This is a genomic window from Pseudomonas sp. NPDC096925 (genome assembly GCF_044762545.1).
GTDB lineage: Bacteria > Pseudomonadota > Gammaproteobacteria > Pseudomonadales > Pseudomonadaceae > Aquipseudomonas.
In genome coordinates this window covers 59,726-80,602 of sequence record NZ_JBIWEM010000010.1, presented here as the reverse complement: position 1 = coordinate 80,602, position 20,877 = coordinate 59,726, and the positions used below count along the sequence as shown (strand labels likewise).

At 62.2% G+C, this 20,877-nt stretch carries 19 protein-coding genes and 1 other RNA gene; 11 read left to right on the top strand and 9 right to left on the bottom strand.

Annotated elements, in window-relative coordinates:
- The first annotated feature begins 122 nt into the window (after window positions 1-122).
- Window positions 123-602, top strand: a complete 480-nt coding sequence (locus tag ACIQYU_RS23495; RefSeq protein WP_207834299.1) for a hypothetical protein — start codon at window positions 123-125, stop codon at window positions 600-602.
- A gap of 104 nt (window positions 603-706) precedes the next feature.
- Here ACIQYU_RS23495 and ACIQYU_RS23490 read toward each other — a convergent pair whose 3' ends face one another.
- Window positions 707-952 (bottom strand): hypothetical protein, encoded by a 246-nt coding sequence (locus ACIQYU_RS23490; RefSeq protein WP_085625711.1) that lies wholly within the window; start codon window positions 950-952, stop codon window positions 707-709.
- A 349-nt stretch (window positions 953-1,301) separates the two neighbouring features.
- Between ACIQYU_RS23490 and ACIQYU_RS23485 the strand changes: the two genes are divergently transcribed.
- Window positions 1,302-2,180, top strand: a complete 879-nt coding sequence (locus ACIQYU_RS23485) for a YafY family protein (RefSeq protein WP_085625710.1) — start codon at window positions 1,302-1,304, stop codon at window positions 2,178-2,180.
- A gap of 75 nt (window positions 2,181-2,255) precedes the next feature.
- Window positions 2,256-2,420: a hypothetical protein gene (locus ACIQYU_RS23480; RefSeq protein ID WP_402802418.1), complete on the top strand. Its 165-nt coding sequence runs from the start codon at window positions 2,256-2,258 to the stop codon at window positions 2,418-2,420.
- On the opposite strand, the gene ssrA is transcribed toward ACIQYU_RS23480, so the two are convergent.
- From ssrA to ACIQYU_RS23455, 5 genes are all read right to left on the bottom strand, one after another.
- Window positions 2,399-2,790, bottom strand: a transfer-messenger RNA (tmRNA) gene (gene ssrA / locus ACIQYU_RS23475). The two genes, ACIQYU_RS23480 and ssrA, sit on opposite strands and share 22 nt — an antisense overlap.
- Window positions 2,791-2,889: 99 nt before the next feature.
- Window positions 2,890-3,174: a hypothetical protein gene (locus ACIQYU_RS23470; protein WP_207834306.1), complete on the bottom strand. Its 285-nt coding sequence runs from the start codon at window positions 3,172-3,174 to the stop codon at window positions 2,890-2,892.
- A gap of 270 nt (window positions 3,175-3,444) precedes the next feature.
- On the bottom strand, window positions 3,445-6,255 hold the full coding sequence (locus tag ACIQYU_RS23465; protein ID WP_207834314.1) for an FAD-binding and (Fe-S)-binding domain-containing protein: 2,811 nt from the start codon (window positions 6,253-6,255) through the stop codon (window positions 3,445-3,447).
- A 75-nt stretch (window positions 6,256-6,330) separates the two neighbouring features.
- On the bottom strand, window positions 6,331-7,476 hold the full coding sequence (gene lldD / locus ACIQYU_RS23460; protein WP_013974303.1) for an FMN-dependent L-lactate dehydrogenase LldD: 1,146 nt from the start codon (window positions 7,474-7,476) through the stop codon (window positions 6,331-6,333).
- 63 nt (window positions 7,477-7,539) lie between these two features.
- A complete protein-coding gene (locus tag ACIQYU_RS23455) occupies window positions 7,540-9,210 on the bottom strand; it encodes a lactate permease LctP family transporter (protein ID WP_063911803.1) in 1,671 nt (556 codons plus the stop codon).
- 256 nt (window positions 9,211-9,466) lie between these two features.
- Here ACIQYU_RS23455 and ACIQYU_RS23450 point away from each other — a divergent pair, with 256 nt between their 5' ends.
- On the top strand, window positions 9,467-10,234 hold the full coding sequence (locus ACIQYU_RS23450) for an FCD domain-containing protein (protein WP_063911802.1): 768 nt from the start codon (window positions 9,467-9,469) through the stop codon (window positions 10,232-10,234).
- Between the two features lie 135 nt (window positions 10,235-10,369).
- On the opposite strand, the gene smpB is transcribed toward ACIQYU_RS23450, so the two are convergent.
- Complete coding sequence (gene smpB, locus ACIQYU_RS23445; protein WP_013974300.1) at window positions 10,370-10,852, bottom strand: SsrA-binding protein SmpB; 483 nt, start codon at window positions 10,850-10,852, stop codon at window positions 10,370-10,372.
- Between the two features lie 162 nt (window positions 10,853-11,014).
- Between smpB and ACIQYU_RS23440 the strand changes: the two genes are divergently transcribed.
- The gene (locus ACIQYU_RS23440) at window positions 11,015-11,449 is read left to right on the top strand and encodes a type II toxin-antitoxin system RatA family toxin (protein WP_046613141.1); all 435 of its coding nucleotides are present in this window, start codon (window positions 11,015-11,017) and stop codon (window positions 11,447-11,449) included.
- A gap of 61 nt (window positions 11,450-11,510) precedes the next feature.
- Here ACIQYU_RS23440 and ACIQYU_RS23435 read toward each other — a convergent pair whose 3' ends face one another.
- Window positions 11,511-12,044 carry an outer membrane protein assembly factor BamE gene (locus tag ACIQYU_RS23435; protein ID WP_085599585.1) on the bottom strand — a complete coding sequence of 178 codons (534 nt, stop codon included), beginning with the start codon at window positions 12,042-12,044 and terminating at the stop codon, window positions 11,511-11,513.
- A gap of 97 nt (window positions 12,045-12,141) precedes the next feature.
- Between ACIQYU_RS23435 and fur the strand changes: the two genes are divergently transcribed.
- Entirely contained in the window at window positions 12,142-12,546 is a 405-nt protein-coding gene (gene fur, locus ACIQYU_RS23430; RefSeq protein ID WP_015271870.1) for a ferric iron uptake transcriptional regulator, read from the top strand.
- A 191-nt stretch (window positions 12,547-12,737) separates the two neighbouring features.
- On the opposite strand, the gene recN is transcribed toward fur, so the two are convergent.
- Window positions 12,738-14,411, bottom strand: coding sequence for a DNA repair protein RecN (gene recN, locus ACIQYU_RS23425; RefSeq protein ID WP_207834321.1), 1,674 nt, complete (start codon window positions 14,409-14,411; stop codon window positions 12,738-12,740).
- 191 nt (window positions 14,412-14,602) lie between these two features.
- Between recN and grpE the strand changes: the two genes are divergently transcribed.
- From grpE to carA, 5 genes are all read left to right on the top strand, one after another.
- A complete protein-coding gene (gene grpE / locus ACIQYU_RS23420) occupies window positions 14,603-15,160 on the top strand; it encodes a nucleotide exchange factor GrpE (RefSeq protein ID WP_207834322.1) in 558 nt (185 codons plus the stop codon).
- Window positions 15,161-15,261: 101 nt separating this feature from the next.
- Entirely contained in the window at window positions 15,262-17,187 is a 1,926-nt protein-coding gene (gene dnaK / locus ACIQYU_RS23415; RefSeq protein WP_207834334.1) for a molecular chaperone DnaK, read from the top strand.
- Window positions 17,188-17,384: 197 nt separating this feature from the next.
- Entirely contained in the window at window positions 17,385-18,509 is a 1,125-nt protein-coding gene (gene dnaJ, locus ACIQYU_RS23410; protein WP_063911797.1) for a molecular chaperone DnaJ, read from the top strand.
- Window positions 18,510-18,522: 13 nt separating this feature from the next.
- Window positions 18,523-19,329 (top strand): 4-hydroxy-tetrahydrodipicolinate reductase, encoded by an 807-nt coding sequence (gene dapB / locus ACIQYU_RS23405; protein WP_207834336.1) that lies wholly within the window; start codon window positions 18,523-18,525, stop codon window positions 19,327-19,329.
- 327 nt (window positions 19,330-19,656) lie between these two features.
- On the top strand, window positions 19,657-20,793 hold the full coding sequence (carA, locus tag ACIQYU_RS23400; protein ID WP_063911795.1) for a glutamine-hydrolyzing carbamoyl-phosphate synthase small subunit: 1,137 nt from the start codon (window positions 19,657-19,659) through the stop codon (window positions 20,791-20,793).
- Window positions 20,794-20,877 lie beyond the last annotated feature (84 nt).

The window sequence follows — 20,877 nt, the reverse complement described above, 5'->3', positions numbered from 1 at the left end:
GCGTTGCATTACATGCTCCTTGCGCGCAACCAATTCAAATGATTACTCTCATTGAGGACGCGTAGACAACGGCGCCAAGGGATCTGGCAATCGCCAGATTATGCTGAGACAAGTACCTTCTCGTGCACGATTACTCCAACGAAACTTCAATCCCACAGTCCGAACTGCCGCCAGGCGTGTTTCCGCCGATGCCCGGCTTTACCATCGGCGACTTGCTTAATGTTGCCTGGCAGCCCGTTGAAGTGCTGCTTGAGCAGCGTGATATCGACCCCGGCCTGGTTCGCGAAACCAGTATTGCGATGGCCAGCCATCTGTACAACGCGCTGGAGAGAGAAGATGCCCAGTACCAGATCGCGACCTGGTACCAGAAGCCTTATGACAAGCCCGAAATGCGTGAGCGCAGCGTCGAGATCATCTCTGAACAGTTCGGGAGCATTACCTTGGATGCCGTCGCTGACTCCTTGGAGGGGTCACCTTTGCTACAGCTGGGCAAGGATTTTTATATGCAGTTCATCGAGCTGACAGGGAATGCCATCAGGGATCACATTCTGAAGTTGAATGACCCTGCCTTCGATCCGTTTGCAAACCGCGAAGACAGGTGATAGCCAGGCATTAGGCAACACGCCACTTGCGCAGCGATTCATGTAGGCAGTACCCCACCCGTGAGCCAGGCTTGCGCTGGCTCACGTTCACATCCCGGGATACTTCAGCTCTCGGGCGCCACTCCCAGCAGCATCTGAACCTGACGCCGGAGCTGCCCCACCAGCTCACGTTCAGCGCGCAACTCGGAGCGCAGCTCATTGTTCTCGTGCTCGTGAATCCGAGCGATGCGCTGCACGTCCCGATCGTTTCTGACCACATCCCAGACCTCTCCAATCCGAGAGTGCACCAGCACGAGAACGAGCAGAGTGATGCCGCTTAGGCTCAGCAGTGCGAGCTGCAGGGTTTCCATTTATCGCTTCCTTGAGTAGTGGCTGTTTGCCGTTAAGTGAAACGATATGTCTAGTAAGGCTACACGTCTATATTGGCTACTTGTACAGGTAAAGGATTAGTGCAGATCCCGCCTGCGCTTGGCTGGCGCGTGGATAGGAGGGTGAAGGCAATGTGCTATCGTGCAGGCCGCGTATGGCGTGGCCTCAAGAGGAAAGCACTCTCGCAATGGAGATTTTCGACCGCCTGCTTGATACGTATAAATACTTTACATGTCTAGCGCATGTTGAACGTAATTGAGCAGACACGTAGGATTTCACGACACATCATTCGTCTGGTCGCTACTCGCTGCCAATCATTCAGGGCCCACGATGAAACATAAGCAAAGCATGGATCAAATCCGCTGGGACCTTGCCCTGCGCTACCGCCTGATCGAAACGGTAGTCTGGTGGGAGGGGCGCCTGACCACCAACCACTTGATGCAGTGCTTCGGCATCAGCCGGCAGCAGGCATCGAAGGACATCAACACCTACATCACCGACTATGCCTCGAAGAATCTGGTCTACGACAAGCAGATCAAAGGCTACGTGCCAACCCGGCAGTTCAAACCGTTGTTCATCGACGACAGCGCCAGTGCCTACCTGGACCTGCTCAACCACAACGATGAGCGTGCGCCGCATATCGAAGGGTTGAACCTGGCTTACGCGCACACTGAAGTGTTGAAGGTACCCGATCGATCTGTGAGGCCCGAGGTGCTGCGGCCACTGCTCAAGGCGTGTCGTGAAAAGCGGCGTCTGGACATCGAGTACGTGTCGTTCAAAACCCCGGAAGTGGAAGGGCGCACCATTGCGCCGCACACGTTGGTGTACACCGGGATGCGTTGGCACGTGCGGGCTTACTGCGAGAAGAACCGGGAGTATCGGGACTTTGTGTTGAGCCGTTTTCGAGGGGAGCCGGAGCTGCTCGACGATCAGACGGAAAATGGTGTCGAGCACGACGTGGAGTGGAACACCAAGATCGATGTGATCTTCAAGCCGGACGAGCGCCTGACGCCAGCGCAACGGTCGATCATTGAAGTGGACTACGCGATGACTGATGGGCAGCTTGTGGTCAAAAGCTCACAAGCATTGGCGAAGTACGTAGTGAAACGATTTCACGTAAATCCGAACCTGCATGACGCCCGCCCTGAAGCCCAGCAGTTGGTGTTGGCGAACCGGGCTGAGTTGAAACTCTGGCTGAGCCTGGACTAAAGACGTCCCTTGTCGACCTCACGGTTTTGCACATCGAGCGGAGACGGCCGATGATGATCTGGTGGAGTGAGCATATTGAATCGCCGCTGGCTTTATCGCTTTGGCATCGTGATCATGCAGGCTGTCATTAAGCTGGCATTCCCCAGCCAAAACGGCCCATTCAGGCACAAAAAAGGCACTTGCGAAATTCGCCAAGTGCCTGATTTGTATGGATTATTTGGTGGAGCCGGGGGGATTTGAACCCCCGTCCGCCAGTACTCCGCTGTCGGTACTACATGCTTAGCCGTGTCTACTGAGTTAATCCGCAGCCGCCCGACGGGCAGGGTGCTTTGGACGAGTTGGGTAAGTTTTAGTCGCTTTGCCCCCAACGTGCTACGCGACGATCCTGTTCTGTATGACAATCATTTCGGGTTTACAGGCATCCCCTGATGATTGCTGGAGCCGAAGCTACCAGGAGAGCGGGCTCAGCTGCTTACGCAGCGAGAGCGTAGCCCTCGTAGTTTTCGTCATTGGCAACTATAGAAAGTTGCAACAGTGGATTTACGAGTTCTGTTACCAACTCGGCATGCACCTAGAGTTTCGCTACCGGCGTCGAATCCTGATCGGCCCCACACTAGCTCTTGGCTAACGCACCTTACGGTACGTGAGGCCGAGTATACGCCATTGTGCGGGCGACGTCGACAGCCGGACCGGTCGCCCGCCGCTGGGCTCACGTGCCGCTACCACCGCTGCCTTTCTCGGTTTTTTCCAGGCGCTCGAGGACTTTGCTGGTGATGGCGATGCATTCCTTGGTATCGCCCGAGGCCTGGGCAGCCTTGGCTTTGTCGACGTGCTCGGTAATGGCCTTGTCCAGGCCTTCGGAGGTGGCGCCGGCGGTGGCCATGCTGTCGTCGATCTTTTGCAGGTTGGCAGTGCACAGGTCTTCGGCGGCGAACACCGGTGAAGCCAGCATGGTGGCGGCCGCGAACAGGGCCGAAAGCGCGGTACCTTTCATGGGAGTCTCCTTCTGGGCCTCTGGAAGGTGGGCCTGTAAGGGTGGACTGCGGGGGATTGGCGCGGGTTCAATCGAGATGGTGGCGGCGTGAGATGATGGTGGGGATGGCACCGGCTATGCCGGTGTTCGCGGGTGAACCCGCTCCCACATGGAATTGGGTTGGCTCGGGCATGTGCAGTACCGGTGGGAGCGGGCGTGCCCGCGAAACAGGCAGCGCGGTGTATGGCACCGGCTGCGCCGGTGTTCGCGGGCATGCCCGCTCCCACAGGGTCAGATACTGCGTGGCCGGGTGACGCGGTCTACCAGGTAGACCAGGCCGTGGTAGTCGATGCCGCTGTGGCTGGACAGGCCGATCTCGCAGGTGCGGCTGGTGGAGATGCCTTCGCTGCAATATTGCACCGCATCCTTCAGGCTACGCAGCGAGTGGGCGTTGAGCTCAGGGGTGGTGAAGCCTTTGTCACCGGCAAAGCCGCAGCAGTGTATGCCCTCCGGGATTACCACCTGCTTGCTGCAACGCCGCGCCAGGTCGATCAGTGCCTGGCTTTCGCCCAGGTGCTGGGTGCTGCAGGTCACGTGCACGGCCACTGGTTCGTCCTGGGGGGTGAATTCCAGGCGCTCGAGCAGGTGGGTGCGGATGAAGCGCACCGGGTCGTACAGGTCCAGCCGGGTATCGCTTAGGTCCTGCACCAGGCGCAGGGTGCAGGGGCTGGTGTCGCAGTAGATCGGGTCGAGGCCGCCGCGGCTGGCGTGCAGCAGGGCGGCGATCAGTTCCTGGCGTTTGTGTTCGGCCTGCTCGGGGTAGCCCTTGGAGGCGAACGGCTGGCCGCAGCACAGGCTGTCGGCGTTGTCGGGGAACACCACCTGGTAACCAGCCTTTTCCAGCAGGGCGCGGGTCTTGTCCAGTAGCGAGCTCTGCTCGCGGTCGGCATAGGCCGGGCCCATCACCCGCGAGACGCAGGCAGCCAGGTACACCACGCGGGGGCGGGCGTCGTTGCTGGCCGGGCCGAAGTCCAGCGGGCGCAGGGGTTGTGGCATGGCCGGGGTCCACTGCGGCAGGCGGCCTTTGCTGGCTTTGTTCAGCGCGGCGCTCAGGCGGCCCAGGCGTGGGGCGCCGAGCAGCTTGCGCGCGGTGTTGGCGGCGGTCAGGGTCAGGCGCGCGCCGCCCAGGGCGGTGTGGAAGTGTTCGGCCAGCCAGTCGGCGGCTTTTTCGTGTGCGGCGGCCTGGCTGCGCAGTTTCTTCACCAGTTCGCCGGTGTTGATGCCGACCGGGCAGCGCTGGGCGCACAGGCCGGTGGCGGCGCAGGTGTCGATACCCTGGTACTGGTAGGTCTGCATCAGCTCGCGGGTGTCGATGCCGGCGCGCTGTTTGGCCTGGATGTCACGCCACATGACGATGCGCTGGCGCGGGCTGAGGGTCAGGCCCTTGGACGGGCACACCGGTTCGCAGAAGCCGCACTCGATGCACTTGTCGACGATCTCGTCGGCAGCGGGCAGCGGCTTGAGGTTTTTCAGGTGGATGTCCGGGTCTTCGCTCAACACCACGTCGGGGTTGAGGATGCCGTTTGGGTCGAGCAGGCGCTTCAGCTTCCACATCAGCTGGTAGGCATCCTGCCCCCACTCCAGCTCCACGAACGGCGCCATGTTGCGCCCGGTGCCGTGCTCGGCCTTGAGCGAGCCGCCAAACTCCACCGCCACCAGTTGCGCCACGTCGTCCATGAAGGCCTGGTAGCGGGCGACTTCCTCGGCGCTGTTGAAACCCTGGGTAAAGACGAAATGCAGGTTGCCTTCCAGGGCATGGCCGAAAATGATCGCTTCGTCGTAGCGGTGCTTGTCGAACAGCTGGATCAGGCGGTTGACGCCTTCGGCCAGTTGCTCGATGGGGAAAGTCACGTCTTCGATGATGACGGTGGTGCCGGTCTGGCGCACGGCGCCGACGGCGGGGAAGGTGTCCTTGCGGATTTTCCACAGCTGGTTGTAAACAGTCGGGTCTTCGCTGAAGTCCACCTGCTGTTCCAGTGGGAAGTCGGCAATCGAGGCCATCACCTGTTGCAGTTGTTCATGCAGCAGGCTCTGGCTGGCGGCGCGGGACTCGATCAGCAGGGCGCAGGCGTTGTCCGACAGGCCTTTTACCCACAGCGGCATGCCAGGCATGTCCTGCACCGAGCGCAGGCTACGGCGGTCGAGCAGTTCCACGGCCGAAACCGGCTGGCGCTTGAGCACGGTCACCGCACGGCAGCAGCTTTCCACGCTGGGGAACACCAACAGCGCGCTGGCCTTGTGCGGGTGGTCGGGCACGGTGTCGTAGGTGACGGCACTGATGAAGCCCAGGGTACCTTCGGAACCGACCAGCAGGTGCTGCAGGATATCCAGCGGCTGGTCGTAGTCCACCAGCGCGTTCAGCGACAGGCCGGTGGTGTTCTTCAGCCGGTACTTGTGCCGGATACGCTCGGCAAGTGCGGTGTTGGCGCGGGTCTCGCGGCCCAGGCGGGCCAGTGCTTCCAGCAGGTCGGCGTGGCTGGCCTCGAACGCGGCGACGCTGGCCGGGTCTTCGCTGTCCAGGCGCGTGCCGTCGGCCAGCACCAGGCGCAGGCCGGCCAGGGTATGGTAGGTGTTCTGCGCGGTGCCGCAGCACATGCCACTGGCGTTGTTGGCGACGATGCCGCCAATCTTGCAGGCGTTGATCGAGGCCGGATCGGGGCCGATCTTGCGCCCGAAAGGCGCCAGCCAGGCGTTGGCCTGGGCGCCGATGACCCCGGGTTGCAGGCGGATCTGCTCGCCTTGGCCGCGGATTTCGCGGCCGTTCCAGTTATCGCCGAGCACGATCAGCACCGAGTCGCTGATGGCCTGGCCGGACAGGCTGGTGCCGGCGGCGCGGAAGGTGACCGGCACGCGCTCGCGCTGGGCCAGTTTGATCAGGCCGACCACTTCGTCCTCGGACTCGACGCGCACCACCAGCTTGGGTATCAGCCGGTAGAAGCTGGCGTCGGTGCCGAAGGCCAGGGTGGAGGTGGGGTCGTCGAAACGGCGTTCGGCGGGGATCAGGCGCTCGGCATCACGCAGGAACGCGGCGGGCAGGCTCATGCAGTCTCCTCGCGGGGCCGTGGCGTCTGTGCGCCACATGCCCCGGGTCAATCAGGCGGTCGTTCTTGCAGGCGGTCAGGCGCCCAGTTCGCGTACCAGCGAGTCGCGGGTGATTTCGCTGATCGACTTGGCGCCGGTCAGCACCATGGCCACGCGCATTTCCTTCTCGAACAGCTCCAGCAGGTTCTTCACCCCGGCCTGGCCGTGCACGGCAAGGGCGTAGAGGAAGGCGCGGCCGATCAGTACGGTATCGGCACCCAGGGCGATCATGCGTACCACGTCGAGGCCGCTGCGGATGCCGGAGTCGGCGAGGATCTTCAGGTCACCTTTGACCGCATCGGCAATCGCCGGCAGGGCGCGGGCGCTGGACAGCACGCCGTCGAGCTGGCGGCCGCCGTGGTTGGACACGACGATGCCGTCGGCACCGAACCTGACTGCATCGCGGGCGTCATCGGCATCGAGAATGCCCTTGATGATCATCGGGCCATCCCAGAACTCGCGGATCCACTCCAGGTCTTTCCAGGAGATCGACGGGTCGAAGTTGTTGGCCAGCCAGCCGATGTAGTCGGCAAGGCCCGTGGGGTTGCCACGGTAGGTGGAAATGTTGCCCAGGTCGTGTGGGCGGCCCATCACGCCGACATCCCATGCCCACTCGGGGTGGGTCATGGCTTGCAGCACGCGGCGCAGCGGGCCGTTCTTGCCGCTCATGCCAGAGTGGGCGTCGCGGTAGCGGGCGCCTGGGGTTGGCATGTCGACGGTGAACACCAGGGTCTTGACCCCGGCGGCCTTGGCCCGCTCCAGGGCGTTGCGCATGAAACCGCGGTCCTTGAGCACGTACAGCTGGAACCACATCGGCCGGTCGATGGCCGGGGCCACTTCTTCGATCGGGCACACCGACACAGTGGACATGGTGAACGGGATGCCGTGGGCCGCCGCTGCGCGCGCCGCCTGCACTTCGCCACGGCGGGCGTACATGCCGGTGAGGCCGACCGGGGCCAGGGCCACCGGCATGCTCAGGGTTTCGTCGAACAGCTTGGTCTGCAGGCTGAGCTCGGACATGTTCTTCAGCACGCGCTGACGCAGGGCAATGCTGGCCAGGTCCGAGACGTTGTGGCGCAGGGTGTGCTCGGCGTAGGCGCCGCCGTCGGCATAGTGGAACAGGAAGGGAGGCAGCTTGCGTTGGGCCGCGGCGCGATAGTCGGTAGAGGCAGAAATGATCATGGATTCTCGCAGCGTTGCGTGTGGGGATTGCCGGGCGCGCGATGGCGCCCGGCCCCTTTCACTTTAGTGATGAACCAGCATGCCGGTCAGCCAGTAGGCCTGGATCAGGGTGATCAGGCCGACGATGGTGGCGAAGAACAGGCTGTGCTTGACGGTGAAGCGGAACAGGTCGGATTCCTTGCCGACCAGGCCGGTGGCGGCGCAGGCCACGGCGATCGATTGCGGCGAGATCATCTTGCCGGTCACGCCGCCGCTGGTGTTGGCCGCTACCAGCAGGGTGTCGTTGACCCCGATCTGGTGTGCGGTGGTGGCCTGCAGCGAGCTGAACAGGGCGTTGGACGAGGTGTCGGAACCGGTCAGGAACACGCCAAGCCAGCCGAGGAACGGCGAGAAGAACGGGAACGCGGCACCGGTACCGGCCAGCACCAGGGCCATGGTCGAGGACATGCCCGAGTAGTTGGTGACGAAGGCGAAGGCCAGCACCATGCCGATCGACAGGATGGGCCAGCGCAGTTCCCAGAAGGTTTCCTTGAAAGTGGTCAGACCAGTTTTGAAGTTGATCTTCAGCACCGCCATGGAGATCAGCGCCGAGAGGAAGATCGCGGTGCCGGTGGCAGAGATCGGGTCGAGCTTGAACACCGCTGGCATGGCGGTTGGCGCGGCGACGATCGGTGCGCTCTTGATCACCAGCTGGTCGAGGTGCGGGATGGCGAAGTTGAACACGAAGTTGTACATCGCGCCGCCCGGGGCGAAGGCCGCCTTGAATGGCTTCAGGGTCCAGATGGTCACCAGCACGGTGAGGATCAGGAACGGCGACCAGGCCTTGAAGATCTCGCCAAAGCTGTAGGGGCTTGGCTGGCTGCCGCTTGGCTGCACCACGGCGGCGCCGACGCTGCCTTTGGCTTCGGCGAACGAACGCTTGGGCTGCCAGACTTTCAGGAACAGGGTCAGGGCGATCAGGCTGGCCAGGGCCGAGGTGATGTCCGGCAGCTCCGGGCCGATGAAGTTCGAGGTGAAGTACTGGGTGACGGCGAAGCTCAGGCCGGCGACCAGGGCGGCAGGCCAGGTTTCCTTCACGCCACGCAGGCCGTCCATCATGAACACCAGCCAGAACGGCACGAACAGCGACAGCAGCGGCAGCTGGCGACCGGTCATGGCGCCAATGTGGAAGGCGTCGATACCGGTGACCTGGCCGGCCACGATGATCGGGATGCCCAGGGCGCCGAAGGCCACTGGCGCGGTATTGGCGATCAGGCACAGGCCGGCGGCGTACAGCGGGTTGAAGCCCAGGCCCACCAGCAGCGCGGCAGTGATTGCCACCGGTGCACCAAAGCCCGCCGCACCTTCCAGGAAGGCGCCGAAGCAGAAGCCGATCAGCAGCACTTGCAGGCGCTGGTCGTCGGTAATCGACAGCACCGAGCTGCGGATCACTTCGAACTGGCCGCTCTTGACCGTGAGTTTGTACAGGAACACCGCAGCAACGATGATCCAGGCAATCGGCCAGAGGCCGTAGAGGAAGCCATAACCCGCGGCGGCGAATGCCATGTCGACAGGCATCTGGAAGGCAAAGATTGCCACCAGTATCGACAACGCGAGGGTGATGCTGCCGGCCACGTGGCCTTTGAGGCGGAACACGGCGAGGGCAAGGAAGAAGAAGACGATGGGAATGACCGCCGCCAGTGCGGACAGGCCAAGACTACCAAGCGGGCTATAGAGTTGTTGCCAGGTTTGCATATGGGGTGGCCCCTAATTGTTGTTGGTCAGGCACTGGCATTGGATAATTGGTAAGACCAATTTACAATGGCTGGTCGCTAGGTTAAAAGCGTCTCCGTGGGTGTGTCAATTTGTCCTGTGCAAAACTTTGGTCGCGTGCCGATGAGCGGGCCCCTGATGGGCTGGGAAAATCGTTGCCTGATGGGTGTTTGCGCGGCCTGGATCGGCGAGAATAGACGCCCCCTGAAATCTGCCGGGGGTTTGTGGAGAGCATGTGATGGTTTTTGATCAGGTCCGCCAACGGCGCCTGTCCGACGACATCGTCGATCGGTTGGAAGGGATGATTCTGGAAGGCACGCTGACCTCGGGGCAGCGGCTGCCGGCCGAGCGCGTCCTCGCCGAGCAGTTCGGCGTGTCCCGCCCGTCACTGCGTGAGGCGATCCAGAAACTGGTGGCCAAGGGGCTGCTGGTCAGCCGCCAGGGTGGGGGCAATTTTGTCGCCGAGTCCCTGGGGTCCACCTTCAGCGACCCGTTGTTGCAGTTGCTCGAGCACAGTGCCGAGGCGCAGCGTGACCTGCTCGAATTCCGCCATACCCTTGAGGCGTCCTGCGCCTACTACGCGGCTCGGCGCGCCACCGAGCCGGACCGGGCGCGGCTCAAGGCGGCCTTCGATGCGCTGCAGGACTGCTATGCCAGGGCTGACGAAGTGACCCGGGCGGAGGAGGGCGCCGCCGATGCGTGTTTCCACCTGGCGATTGCCGAGGCCAGCCATAACGCCGTGCTGCTGCACACCATTCGGGGCTTGTTCGACCTGCTCAAGCGCAACGTGGTGACCAACATTGGTGGCATGTACCAGCAACGGACCGAGACCCGGGACATGCTGATCAGTCAGCACCGGGAACTGTACCTGGCGATTGTCGAGGGCAGGGCGGAGGATGCGCGGGAGGTGTCCAGCCGGCACATTCTGTATGTGCAGGAGGTGCTGGAGGAGGCGCACGAAGAAGCGCAGCGAGTGGCGCGGGCGGAGCGGCGTAGCGGGCGTTGAGATTTGTATTGGCAATGCTGGCCTCTTCGCGGGTAAACCCGCTCCCACAGGGATGGCACCGAATCTGAATTCAGTGTTAACCCTGTGGGAGCGGGTTTACCCGCGAAGAGGCCGGAGCAGGCTGAAGAAGAGGTATTACTCTTCCTTGCCCTTGTTCCGCACCGCCCGCTGCAGCTCGCGGTTGGAATCGCGCTCGCGCATGGTGTCGCGCTTGTCGAATTCCTTCTTGCCCTTGCCCAGTGCGATTTCGCACTTGATCAGGTGCTTGCTCCAGTACAGCGCCAGGGCCACGCAGGTGTAGCCCTTTTGCGCCACGGCCGCTTCCAGGCGCTCGAGCTCGCGCTTGTTCAGCAGCAGCTTGCGGGTGCGGATGGGGTCGGCGATGACGTGGGTGCTGGCCGTGGTCAGCGGGGTGATGTGGCTGCCGAACAGCCAGGCTTCACCGTCCTTCAGCAGCACGTAGCTGTCAGTCAGGTGCGCCTTGCCGGCTCGCAGGCTTTTTACTTCCCAGCCGGACAGGACCAGCCCGGCCTCGAACTTGTGTTCGATGAAGTAATCGTGTCGCGCCTTCTTGTTCTGCGCGATGGTCCCGGTCGGATGTTTCTTTTGCTTAGCCATAGGGGCGGCATTATAGGCAGTCGCCGCGTTGTCGGCTACGGGATTTCGGTGTGCTTGAGCCACTGCAATGAATACCGGACAATACAGCCCCTGTCTTGGGGACAGTACCTGTTTTCGGCACGCTGTGAAGCGCCGCCACCCAGCCTTGGAAGTGACGCCTGGATGACTACCCATATTCAACGCTCCGCCCTGCTGCCATACCCTGCCCAGGCGCTCTACGATCTGGTCAACGATGTGGCCAGCTACCCGCAGTTCCTGCCTTGGTGCTCGGCCTCGACGGTGATCGAAGCCAGTGACACGCACATGCGCGCCAAGCTTGAAGTGGCCAAGGGCGGCATGAGCCAGCACTTTGTCACGCGCAACGTACTGGTGCCGGGGCAGTCCATTGAGATGAACCTGGAGGAGGGGCCGTTCACCCAGTTGCATGGCCTGTGGGTGTTCAAACCGCTGGGTGACAAGGCCTGCAAGATCAGCCTGGACCTGTCGTTCGACTACGCCGGTCCGCTGGTGCGCGCAACCCTTGGGCCACTGTTCAACCAGGCGGCCAATACGCTGGTGGATGCGTTCTGCCAGCGTGCCAAGCAGCTGAATGCCTGACTGAAAAAGCGGCAACAAAAAGCCCGGACCAGGTCCGGGCTTTTTTGTATCTGCTCGCCGCTTACTGAGGCGAGGTTTCCAGCGGAGCCGGCGTCGGGACCGGGGTGGTCTCGATGGTGTCGATCTCGCGCTGGATGGATTCTTCGACCGAGCCTGGCTTGGCCGGTTTTTCTTCAGGCTGCACGGTTGGCTGCTCTGCCTGGTTGGCCGGGCTGACCGTGGTGTCGCTGCTGCCACCGAGGATTTCCTGGTCGCGGCTGACGCCTGGCATGAAGTCGCCAGACAGGCTGACCAGTTGGTCGCTTTCGTTGAAGAACACGCTCATGCGTTCTTGCTGGCGTTTGCCGCCGCCTGGCTGCAGGCTGTACAGGTAATCCCAACGGTTGGTGTTGAAGGTGTCCTGGATCAGCGGGTTGCCCATGATAAACCTTACTTGCCGGCGGGTCATTCCGGGGCGCAATTGGTCTATCATGTCTTGCGTAACGACATTGCCCTGCTGGATGTCGATTTTGTAAACCCCGGGAAACGAGCAACCGGCGAGTGCGAGCAGTCCCACTAGGGTGAGGCTGGTTAGCAAGAGCTTGGTGTTTTGCATCGGTGGGCGACTTCCACTATCTTGGCTGGACAACGTAAACCCCGATCATACCCGTATTAAGAGAAGCTGCGAAGCAGCATCGGCGAGAAAGCTGACCATGGTTGAAAATAGCGAATTGCGCAAAGCCGGCCTCAAGGTGACCCTGCCTCGAGTCAAGATCCTTCAGATGCTCGACTCCACCGAGCAGCGTCACATGAGCGCCGAGGATGTCTACAAGGCGCTGATGGAAGCTGGCGAGGACGTGGGCCTGGCCACCGTCTATCGCGTACTGACCCAGTTCGAAGCAGCGGGTCTGGTGGTTCGCCACAACTTCGACGGCGGTCATGCGGTGTTTGAACTGGCCGATGGCGGTCACCACGACCATATGGTCAACGTGGAGACCAGTGAAGTCATCGAGTTCATGGATGCCGAAATCGAGAAACGCCAGCGCGAAATCGTGGCCGAGCATGGCTACGAGCTGGTGGACCACAACCTGGTCCTGTACGTGCGTAAAAAGAAGTAACGATTCTTATCGTTATGGATAGCAAAGGCGACCTTCGGGTCGCCTTTGTGCTTTCTGGGGCTGAGAGGTGTGTCGTTTGTGCAGGCCTCTTCGCGGGTAAACCCGCTCCCACAGGTGCTGCACAGGTTTCGGGGCCGGTGAATATCCTGTGGGAGCGGGTTTACCCGCGAAGAGGCCTGAAAATGGAGGGCTCAGGCCTTGCCGCTTACAACCATCTTGCGCGCATGCGCCAGGGATTCCTTGGTCAGGTCGATGCCACCCAGCATCCGCGCCACCTCTTCGACCCGTTCGCGTTTGCCCAGACTGGCCACGGCGGTGTGAGTGGTGTCGCTGTTGCGCACCTTGTGCACGAACAGATGGTGATGCCCCTGTGCCGCGACCTGCGGCAGGTGAGTTACGGTCAGCACCTGGCCGCGTTCGCCCAGGCGGCGCAGCAGTTGGCCGACGATTTCGGCAGTAGGCCCGCCGATACCGACGTCGACCTCGTCGAACACCAGGGTGGGGATGCGCGAGGTCTGAGCGGTAATCACCTGGATCGCCAGGCTGATGCGCGACAGTTCGCCGCCTGACGCCACCTTGGCCAGGCCCTTGAGTGGTTGGCCGGGGTTGGCGCTGACCAGTAGCTCGATCTGCTCCAGGCCATGAGGCGACAGGTCGGCACCCTCGTTGGGCGTGAGCGCGATACAGAAGCGCCCGCCGGGCATGCCCAGGCGCTGGATCTCCTGCTCGACGGCCACCGCCAACTGCTGGGCAGCCTGCTGGCGCAGTGCGCTCAGCTCGCGAGCCTTCTCTTTATAGTGCTGGGCAAAGGCCGACAGTTCTTCACCCAGGCGCTCGATTGACTCGTCACTGGCGTTCAGGCCTTCCAGCTCTTCCATCAGTTGCTGCTGCAGATGGGGCAGTTCGGTGGGGTGCACGCGGTGTTTGCGCGCCAGCGTGTAGATAGTGTCGAGGCGTTCTTCCAGTGCCTGCAGGCGCATGGGGTCGGCGTCGAAGTTGTCGAGGAAGCGATTGAGTTCGCCCACGGCTTCCTCGACTTGGATCTGCGCACTGGCGATCAGGTTGGCCGCTTCGCCCAGTGCCTTTGGTGAGTTGGTGGCGGCACCCAGGCGGTTGAGGCTGGCAGTGAGGGCACTGAGCACATTGCCCGAATCGCTTTCGCTGCACTGGTCGATGACCTGGCGGCAAATGCTGAACAGGGCTTCGGCGCTGGTCAGGTTCTTGTGTTCCTGCTCCAGTTGCTCCAGCTCGTGTTCGCCCAGGCCGAGGTTGTCCAGTTCTTCCAGTTGGTAGCTCAGCAACTGATGGCGGGCGCGCTGCTCATCGCCGGAGTTGGACAGGCGCTCCAGCTCCAGGCGGGTCTGGTTCCAGCGCTTGGCCGCCAGCTGCACCTGGCGGGCCAGGTCGACGGCACCGGCGTACTCGTCGAGCAGGCGGCGGTGAGTATCAGTCTTGAGCAGTGACTGGTGCTCGTGCTGGCTGTGGATGTCGATCAGCAGTTCGCCCAGCGCCTTGAGGTCGCCGAGCGGGCAGGGCGTGCCATTGATGTAGCCGCGGCTGCGGCCTTCGGCAGTAATCACCCGGCGCAGGATGCACAGGCCGTCGTTGTCCAGGTCGCGCTCGGCCAGCCAGGCATGCGCCTCGGGGATATCCACCAGGTCGAAGGTGGCGAGGATGTCTGCCTTGTCCGTGCCGGGGCGCACCACGCCGCTGTCGGCCCGGTCACCCAGGGCCAGGCCGAGGGCGTCGAGCATGATCGATTTACCGGCGCCGGTCTCGCCGGTGATGACGGACATGCCGCGGGCGATCTCGAGGTCGAGATGCTCGACGATGGCGTAGTTGTGAATGGACAGGTGCACCAGCATGGGGCGGCTCCCGAAAGTCAGGTCTGGTTATTTATACAGTACTTTTTTCAGGCCTGCCAATGCCCCTCGGCAGATTCTGTTGCGGCCGGGAAATCCACCTTGCCCCTTGAAGCTGGTTTTTCCGGCCCCATATAGCCGACATCCAAGGCGAGCCTGGCTCGCAGTCCACAAAATTGCGCAGGAGAGACCCCATGGCTGACGAACAGCTGAACGAGAAAGACCTTAACGTCGAAGAGACCGGTGCAGGTAACGCTGCCGACGCCCGTGTCCTGGAACTCGAGGAGCAGCTGGCCGCCGCCAAGGACCAGGCGCTGCGCGCCGTTGCCGACGTGCAGAACGCGCGCCGTCGCGCCGAACAGGATGTCGAGAAAGCCCACAAGTTCGCCCTCGAGAAGTTCTCGGGCGACCTGCTGCCGGTGATCGACAGCCTGGAACTGGCCCTGGCGCACTCCAGTGCCGACGATGAACACGTCAAGCAGATCCGCGAAGGCGTCGAGCTGACCCTGAAGATGTTCCAGGACACCCTCAAGCGCTACAACCTCGAAGCAGTCGACCCGCACGGCCAGCCGTTCAACCCGGAGCACCACCAGGCCATGGCCATGCAGGAAAACGCCGAAGTAGAGCCTAACAGCGTGCTGAACGTGTTCCAGAAGGGCTACCTGCTCAACGGCCGTCTGCTGCGCCCCGCCATGGTGGTGGTCAGCAAGGCGCCGAGCGCGCCACAACCCTCGATCAATGAGAAGGCTTGAAATCTTTCGGGGCATCCCCATCTAGGTGTCAAGCCTTCAAGTATTACCGCAGTTGGCCAAAGTAGTCGCTGCTACCAAATTCAAGTTTCGGGAGAGTTAACATGGGTAAAATCATCGGTATCGACCTGGGGACCACCAACTCGTGCGTCTCTGTGCTGGAAAACGGTAACGTCAAAGTCATCGAAAACGCCGAGGGTGCGCGTACCACCCCGTCGATCGTGGCCTACGCCAACGATGGCGAAATCCTGGTTGGTCAGTCGGCCAAGCGTCAGGCGGTCACCAACCCGCACAACACTCTGTTCGCAGTGAAGCGCCTGATCGGCCGCCGCTTCGAAGAAGACGTGGTGCAGAAAGACATCAAGCTGGTGCCTTACAAGATCGTCAAGGCCAGCAACGGCGACGCCTGGGTGCAGGCCAGCGGCAAGGACATGGCGCCACCGCAGATCAGCGCTGAAGTCCTGAAGAAAATGAAGAAGACTGCCGAAGACTACCTCGGCGAGCCAGTTACCGAAGCGGTCATCACCGTTCCGGCCTACTTCAACGACAGCCAGCGTCAGGCCACCAAAGATGCCGGTCGCATCGCTGGCCTGGACGTAAAACGTATCATCAACGAGCCGACTGCCGCTGCACTGGCTTACGGCATGGACAAGGCCAAGGGCGACCACACTGTCATCGTTTATGACCTGGGTGGCGGTACCTTCGACGTTTCGGTCATCGAAATCGCCGAAGTCGACGGTGAGCACCAGTTCGAAGTACTGGCAACCAACGGCGACACCTTCCTGGGTGGCGAAGACTTCGACATGCGCCTGATCGACTACCTCGTCGACGAGTTCAAGAAAGAGTCCGGCATGGACCTGAAGAACGATCCGCTGGCACTGCAGCGTCTGAAAGAAGCCGCTGAAAAGGCCAAGATCGAGCTGTCCTCTGCCCAGTCGACCGACGTCAACCTGCCGTACATCACTGCAGACGCTACCGGTCCGAAGCACCTGAACGTGAAGATCTCCCGCGCCAAGCTGGAGTCGCTGGTCGAAGACCTGGTCAACCGTACCATCGAGCCTTGCCGCATCGCCCTGAAAGACGCTGGCATCGATGCCAGCAAGATCGACGACGTGATCCTGGTCGGCGGTCAGACCCGTATGCCGCTGGTGCAGAAAGCCGTTGCCGACTTCTTCGGTAAAGAAGCGCGCAAGGACGTCAACCCGGACGAAGCCGTGGCCATGGGTGCTGCCATCCAGGGTGCCGTGCTGGCTGGTGACGTGAAGGACGTACTGCTGCTGGACGTCAGCCCGCTGACCCTGGGTATCGAAACCATGGGTGGCGTGATGACTTCGCTGATCGAGAAGAACACCACCATCCCGACCAAGAAGTCGCAGGTATTCTCGACTGCCGACGACAACCAGGGCGCCGTGACCATTCACGTGCTGCAGGGTGAGCGTAAGCAGGCTGCACAGAACAAGTCGCTGGGCAAGTTCGACCTGGCTGACATTCCGCCGGCTCCGCGTGGTGTGCCGCAGATCGAAGTAACCTTCGACATCGACGCCAACGGCATCCTGCACGTCAGCGCCAAAGACAAGGCCACCGGCAAGTCGCAGTCGATCGTGATCAAGGCCAACTCCGGCCTGTCGGACGAAGAAATCGAGCGCATGGTGCGTGACGCCGAGGCCAACGCCGAGGAAGACCGCAAGTTCGAAGAGCTGGCCGCTGCCCGTAACCAGGGTGACGCGCTGGTTCACTCGACCCGCAAGATGGTCGCTGACGCTGGTGACAAGGTTACCGCTGAAGAGAAAACCGCCATCGAGGCTGCCGTTGTCGCCCTGGAAGCCGCTGTCAAGGGCGACGACAAGGCTGCCATCGACGCCAAGGTCGAAGAGCTGTCCAAGGTGTCGGCGCCGGTTGCCCAGAAGATGTACGCCGAGCAGTCGGCTGAACAGCCTCAGGGCGGCGCACAGCAGGCCGAACCGGAAGCCAAGCACGATGACGTGGTTGACGCTGAGTTCGAAGAAGTAAAAGACAACAACAAGCAGTAATCCCTGCATGTTGTCGGCCGGTTCACCGTCGTTTGGCGGTGAGCTGGTAGGATGTCGCCGCGCGGGGGCTTGCTCCCGCGTTGGCGTATCTGGAATTCGAGAATTTTTACAGCATCTGTCAGTGGCCCGGGTGGGCAAGCGGCGGGTGCTGATGGCGCGGCGTAGATGCCAGACGCCCAACAAGGTGCAAATGACCTATGTCCAAGCGTGATTATTATGAGGTACTGGGTGTCGAGCGCGGCGCCAGCGAATCAGACCTCAAGAAGGCTTACCGTCGCCTGGCGATGAAGTACCACCCGGACCGCAACCCGGGCGACAAAGAGTCGGAAGACAAGTTCAAGGAGGCCAACGAGGCCTACGAAGTGCTGTCTGACGCCAGCAAGCGTGCGGCGTTCGACCAGTACGGTCATGCGGGTGTAGACCCGAGCATGGGGGGCGGTGGTGCCGGTTTCGGCGGTGCCAACTTCTCCGACATCTTCGGCGATGTGTTCAGCGACTTCTTCGGTGGTGGCCGTGGTGGTTCGCGTGGCGGCGCCCAGCGTGGCAGCGACCTGCGCTATACCCTGGAGCTGAATCTGGAAGAAGCGGTGCGTGGCACCACGGTCAGCATCCGCGTACCCACGCTGGTCAACTGCCAGCCATGCGACGGCTCCGGTGCCAAGAAGGGCTCGACCCCGTCCACCTGCCCGACGTGCGGTGGTATTGGCCAGGTGCGCATGCAGCAGGGCTTCTTCTCGGTGCAGCAAACCTGCCCGCGCTGCCACGGCCAGGGCAAGATCATTACCGACCCCTGCACCTCGTGCCACGGCGAAGGCCGTGTCGAGGAATACAAGACGCTGTCGGTCAAGGTGCCGGCGGGTGTCGATACTGGCGACCGCATTCGCTTGTCGGGCGAGGGCGAGGCCGGTACCCATGGTGGCCCGACTGGCGACCTGTATGTGGTGATCAGCGTGCGTGAGCACGAGATCTTCCAGCGTGATGGCAAGCACCTGTACTGCGAAGTGCCGATCAGCTACACCGATGCCGCCCTGGGTGGCGAGCTGGAAGTGCCGACCCTCGATGGTCGGGTGAAGCTGAAGATCCCGGAAGGCACCCAGACTGGCAAGCAGTTCCGCCTGCGCGGCAAGGGTGTTGCCCCGGTGCGCGGTGGTGGTGCGGGTGACCTGCTGTGCCGTGTGGCGGTGGAAACCCCGGTCAACCTCAGCCGCCGCCAGCGCGAGCTGCTCGAAGAGCTGCGTGATTCGCTGGAAGGCGACAGCTCCCACTCGCCCAAGGCCAGTGGCTGGTTCGATGGCGTGAAGCGCTTCTTCGGCGATCTCTGACAAGGAAATGGCTATGCGACGTATTGCAGTGATGGGTGCGGCAGGGCGGATGGGCAAGACCCTCGTCGAAGCCGTGCAGCAACAGGCACCTCAGGCGGGCCTGACGGCGGCGATCGACCGCCCGGACAGCTCGCTGGTGGGGGCTGATGCCGGTGAGCTGGCGGCCCTGGGCCGTATCGGTGTGCTGATTTCCGACGACCTGGCCAAGGTGGTCGACGAGTTCGACGTGCTGATCGACTTCACCCACCCTTCGGTGACCCTGAAGAACCTGGCGTTCTGCCGCAAGGCCGGCAAGGCCATGGTTATCGGCACCACTGGCTTCACTCCGGAAGAGAAGCAGCAACTGGCCGAAGCCGGCAAGGAAATCCCGATCGTCTTCGCCGCCAACTTCAGTGTCGGCGTCAACCTGTGCCTGAAGCTGCTGGATACCGCAGCGCGCGTGCTGGGTGACGATGTGGATATCGAGATCCTCGAGGCGCACCACCGGCACAAAGTCGATGCGCCGTCGGGCACTGCGCTGCGCATGGGTGAAGTGGTTGCCCAGGCGCTGGGCCGTAATCTGCAGGAAGTGGCCGTGTACGGTCGTGAAGGGCAGACCGGTGCGCGTGAGCGTCAGACCATCGGCTTTGCCACCGTGCGTGCCGGTGATGTGGTGGGTGACCATACCGTGCTGTTCGCCGCCGAAGGCGAGCGCGTGGAGATCACCCACAAGGCCTCCAGCCGCATGACCTTTGCCAAGGGGGCCGTGCGAGCGGCGCTGTGGCTGGACGGGCGCGAGCCTGGCCTCTACGACATGCAGGATGTGCTCGAGCTGCGCTGAGCCGTTGTAGCGGTGCTGGCTTCTTCGCGGGTGAACCCGCTCCCACAGGAATTATGCAGGGCTCAGGCTTTGCGCGGTCCCTGTGGGAGCGGGTTTACCCGCGAAGCAGGCGCCGCGGATGTCAGCCTGTCGCATTGATATGTTTTAGAGACACATCTGCGGTAGACCGAAAACGCACTTTTCTGTAAGCTACAGCTTTAGTGTGTCCACTAAAAGCGCGCAGCGAATTGAATTCAGCACATGAAAGCGGGGTGACGTGTCCATACGTCACTCCGCTTTTTTGCAACCTGCGATCGCCCTTTCATGCTTGATTTACGGGAGGTCTTCTTGACAAAGCCAGCCATACTCGCCCTTGCCGACGGCAGTATTTTCCGCGGTGAAGCTATCGGTGCCGACGGTCAGACCGTTGGTGAGGTGGTATTCAACACCGCTATGACCGGCTACCAGGAAATCCTTACAGACCCTTCCTACGCGCAGCAAATCGTTACCCTGACCTATCCGCACATCGGCAATACCGGTACTACCCCGGAAGACGCCGAGTCGAACCGCGTCTGGTCCGCTGGCCTGGTCATCCGTGACCTGCCGCTGCTGGCCAGCAACTGGCGTAATACCCAGTCGCTGCCTGAGTACCTCAAGGCCAACAACGTCGTCGCCATCGCTGGCATCGACACCCGTCGCCTGACCCGAATCCTGCGTGAAAAGGGCGCTCAGAACGGTTGCATCCTCGCCGGTGACAACATCAGCGAAGAAGCCGCCATCGCCGCTGCCCGCGCCTTCCCGGGCCTGAAGGGCATGGACCTGGCCAAGGTCGTTTCCACCAAGGAACGCTACGAGTGGCGCTCCAGCGTGTGGGAGCTGAAGACCGACAGCCACCCGACCATCGAAGCCGCTGACCTGCCGTACCACGTGGTCGCCTTCGACTACGGCGTCAAGCTGAACATCCTGCGCATGCTGGTTGCCCGTGGCTGCCGTGTGACCGTGGTGCCGGCCCAGACCCCGGCCAGCGAAGTGCTGGCACTCAACCCGGACGGCGTGTTCCTGTCCAACGGCCCTGGTGACCCCGAGCCGTGCGACTACGCCATCCAGGCGATCAAGGAAATCCTCGACACCGAGATCCCGGTATTCGGCATCTGCCTCGGCCACCAGCTGCTGGCCCTGGCTTCTGGCGCCAAGACCGTGAAAATGGGCCACGGCCACCACGGTGCCAACCACCCGGTCCAGGACCTGGACACCGGTGTGGTCATGATCACCAGCCAGAACCACGGCTTTGCCGTTGACGAGGCCACCCTGCCGGGCAACGTTCGCGCCATCCACAAGTCGCTGTTCGACGGCACCCTGCAGGGTATCGAGCGTACCGACAAGAGCGCGTTCAGCTTCCAGGGCCACCCTGAAGCGAGCCCAGGCCCGACCGACGTCGCGCCACTGTTCGATCGTTTCATCGATGCCATGGCCAAGCGCCGCTGAGCATCCTGCTTCAAGGCCCCGGGCCGGCTTGCGCCGCGCCCGGAAGCGCCTGACCCAGATTGTTCAAAGCGGCTTGCCGACTGA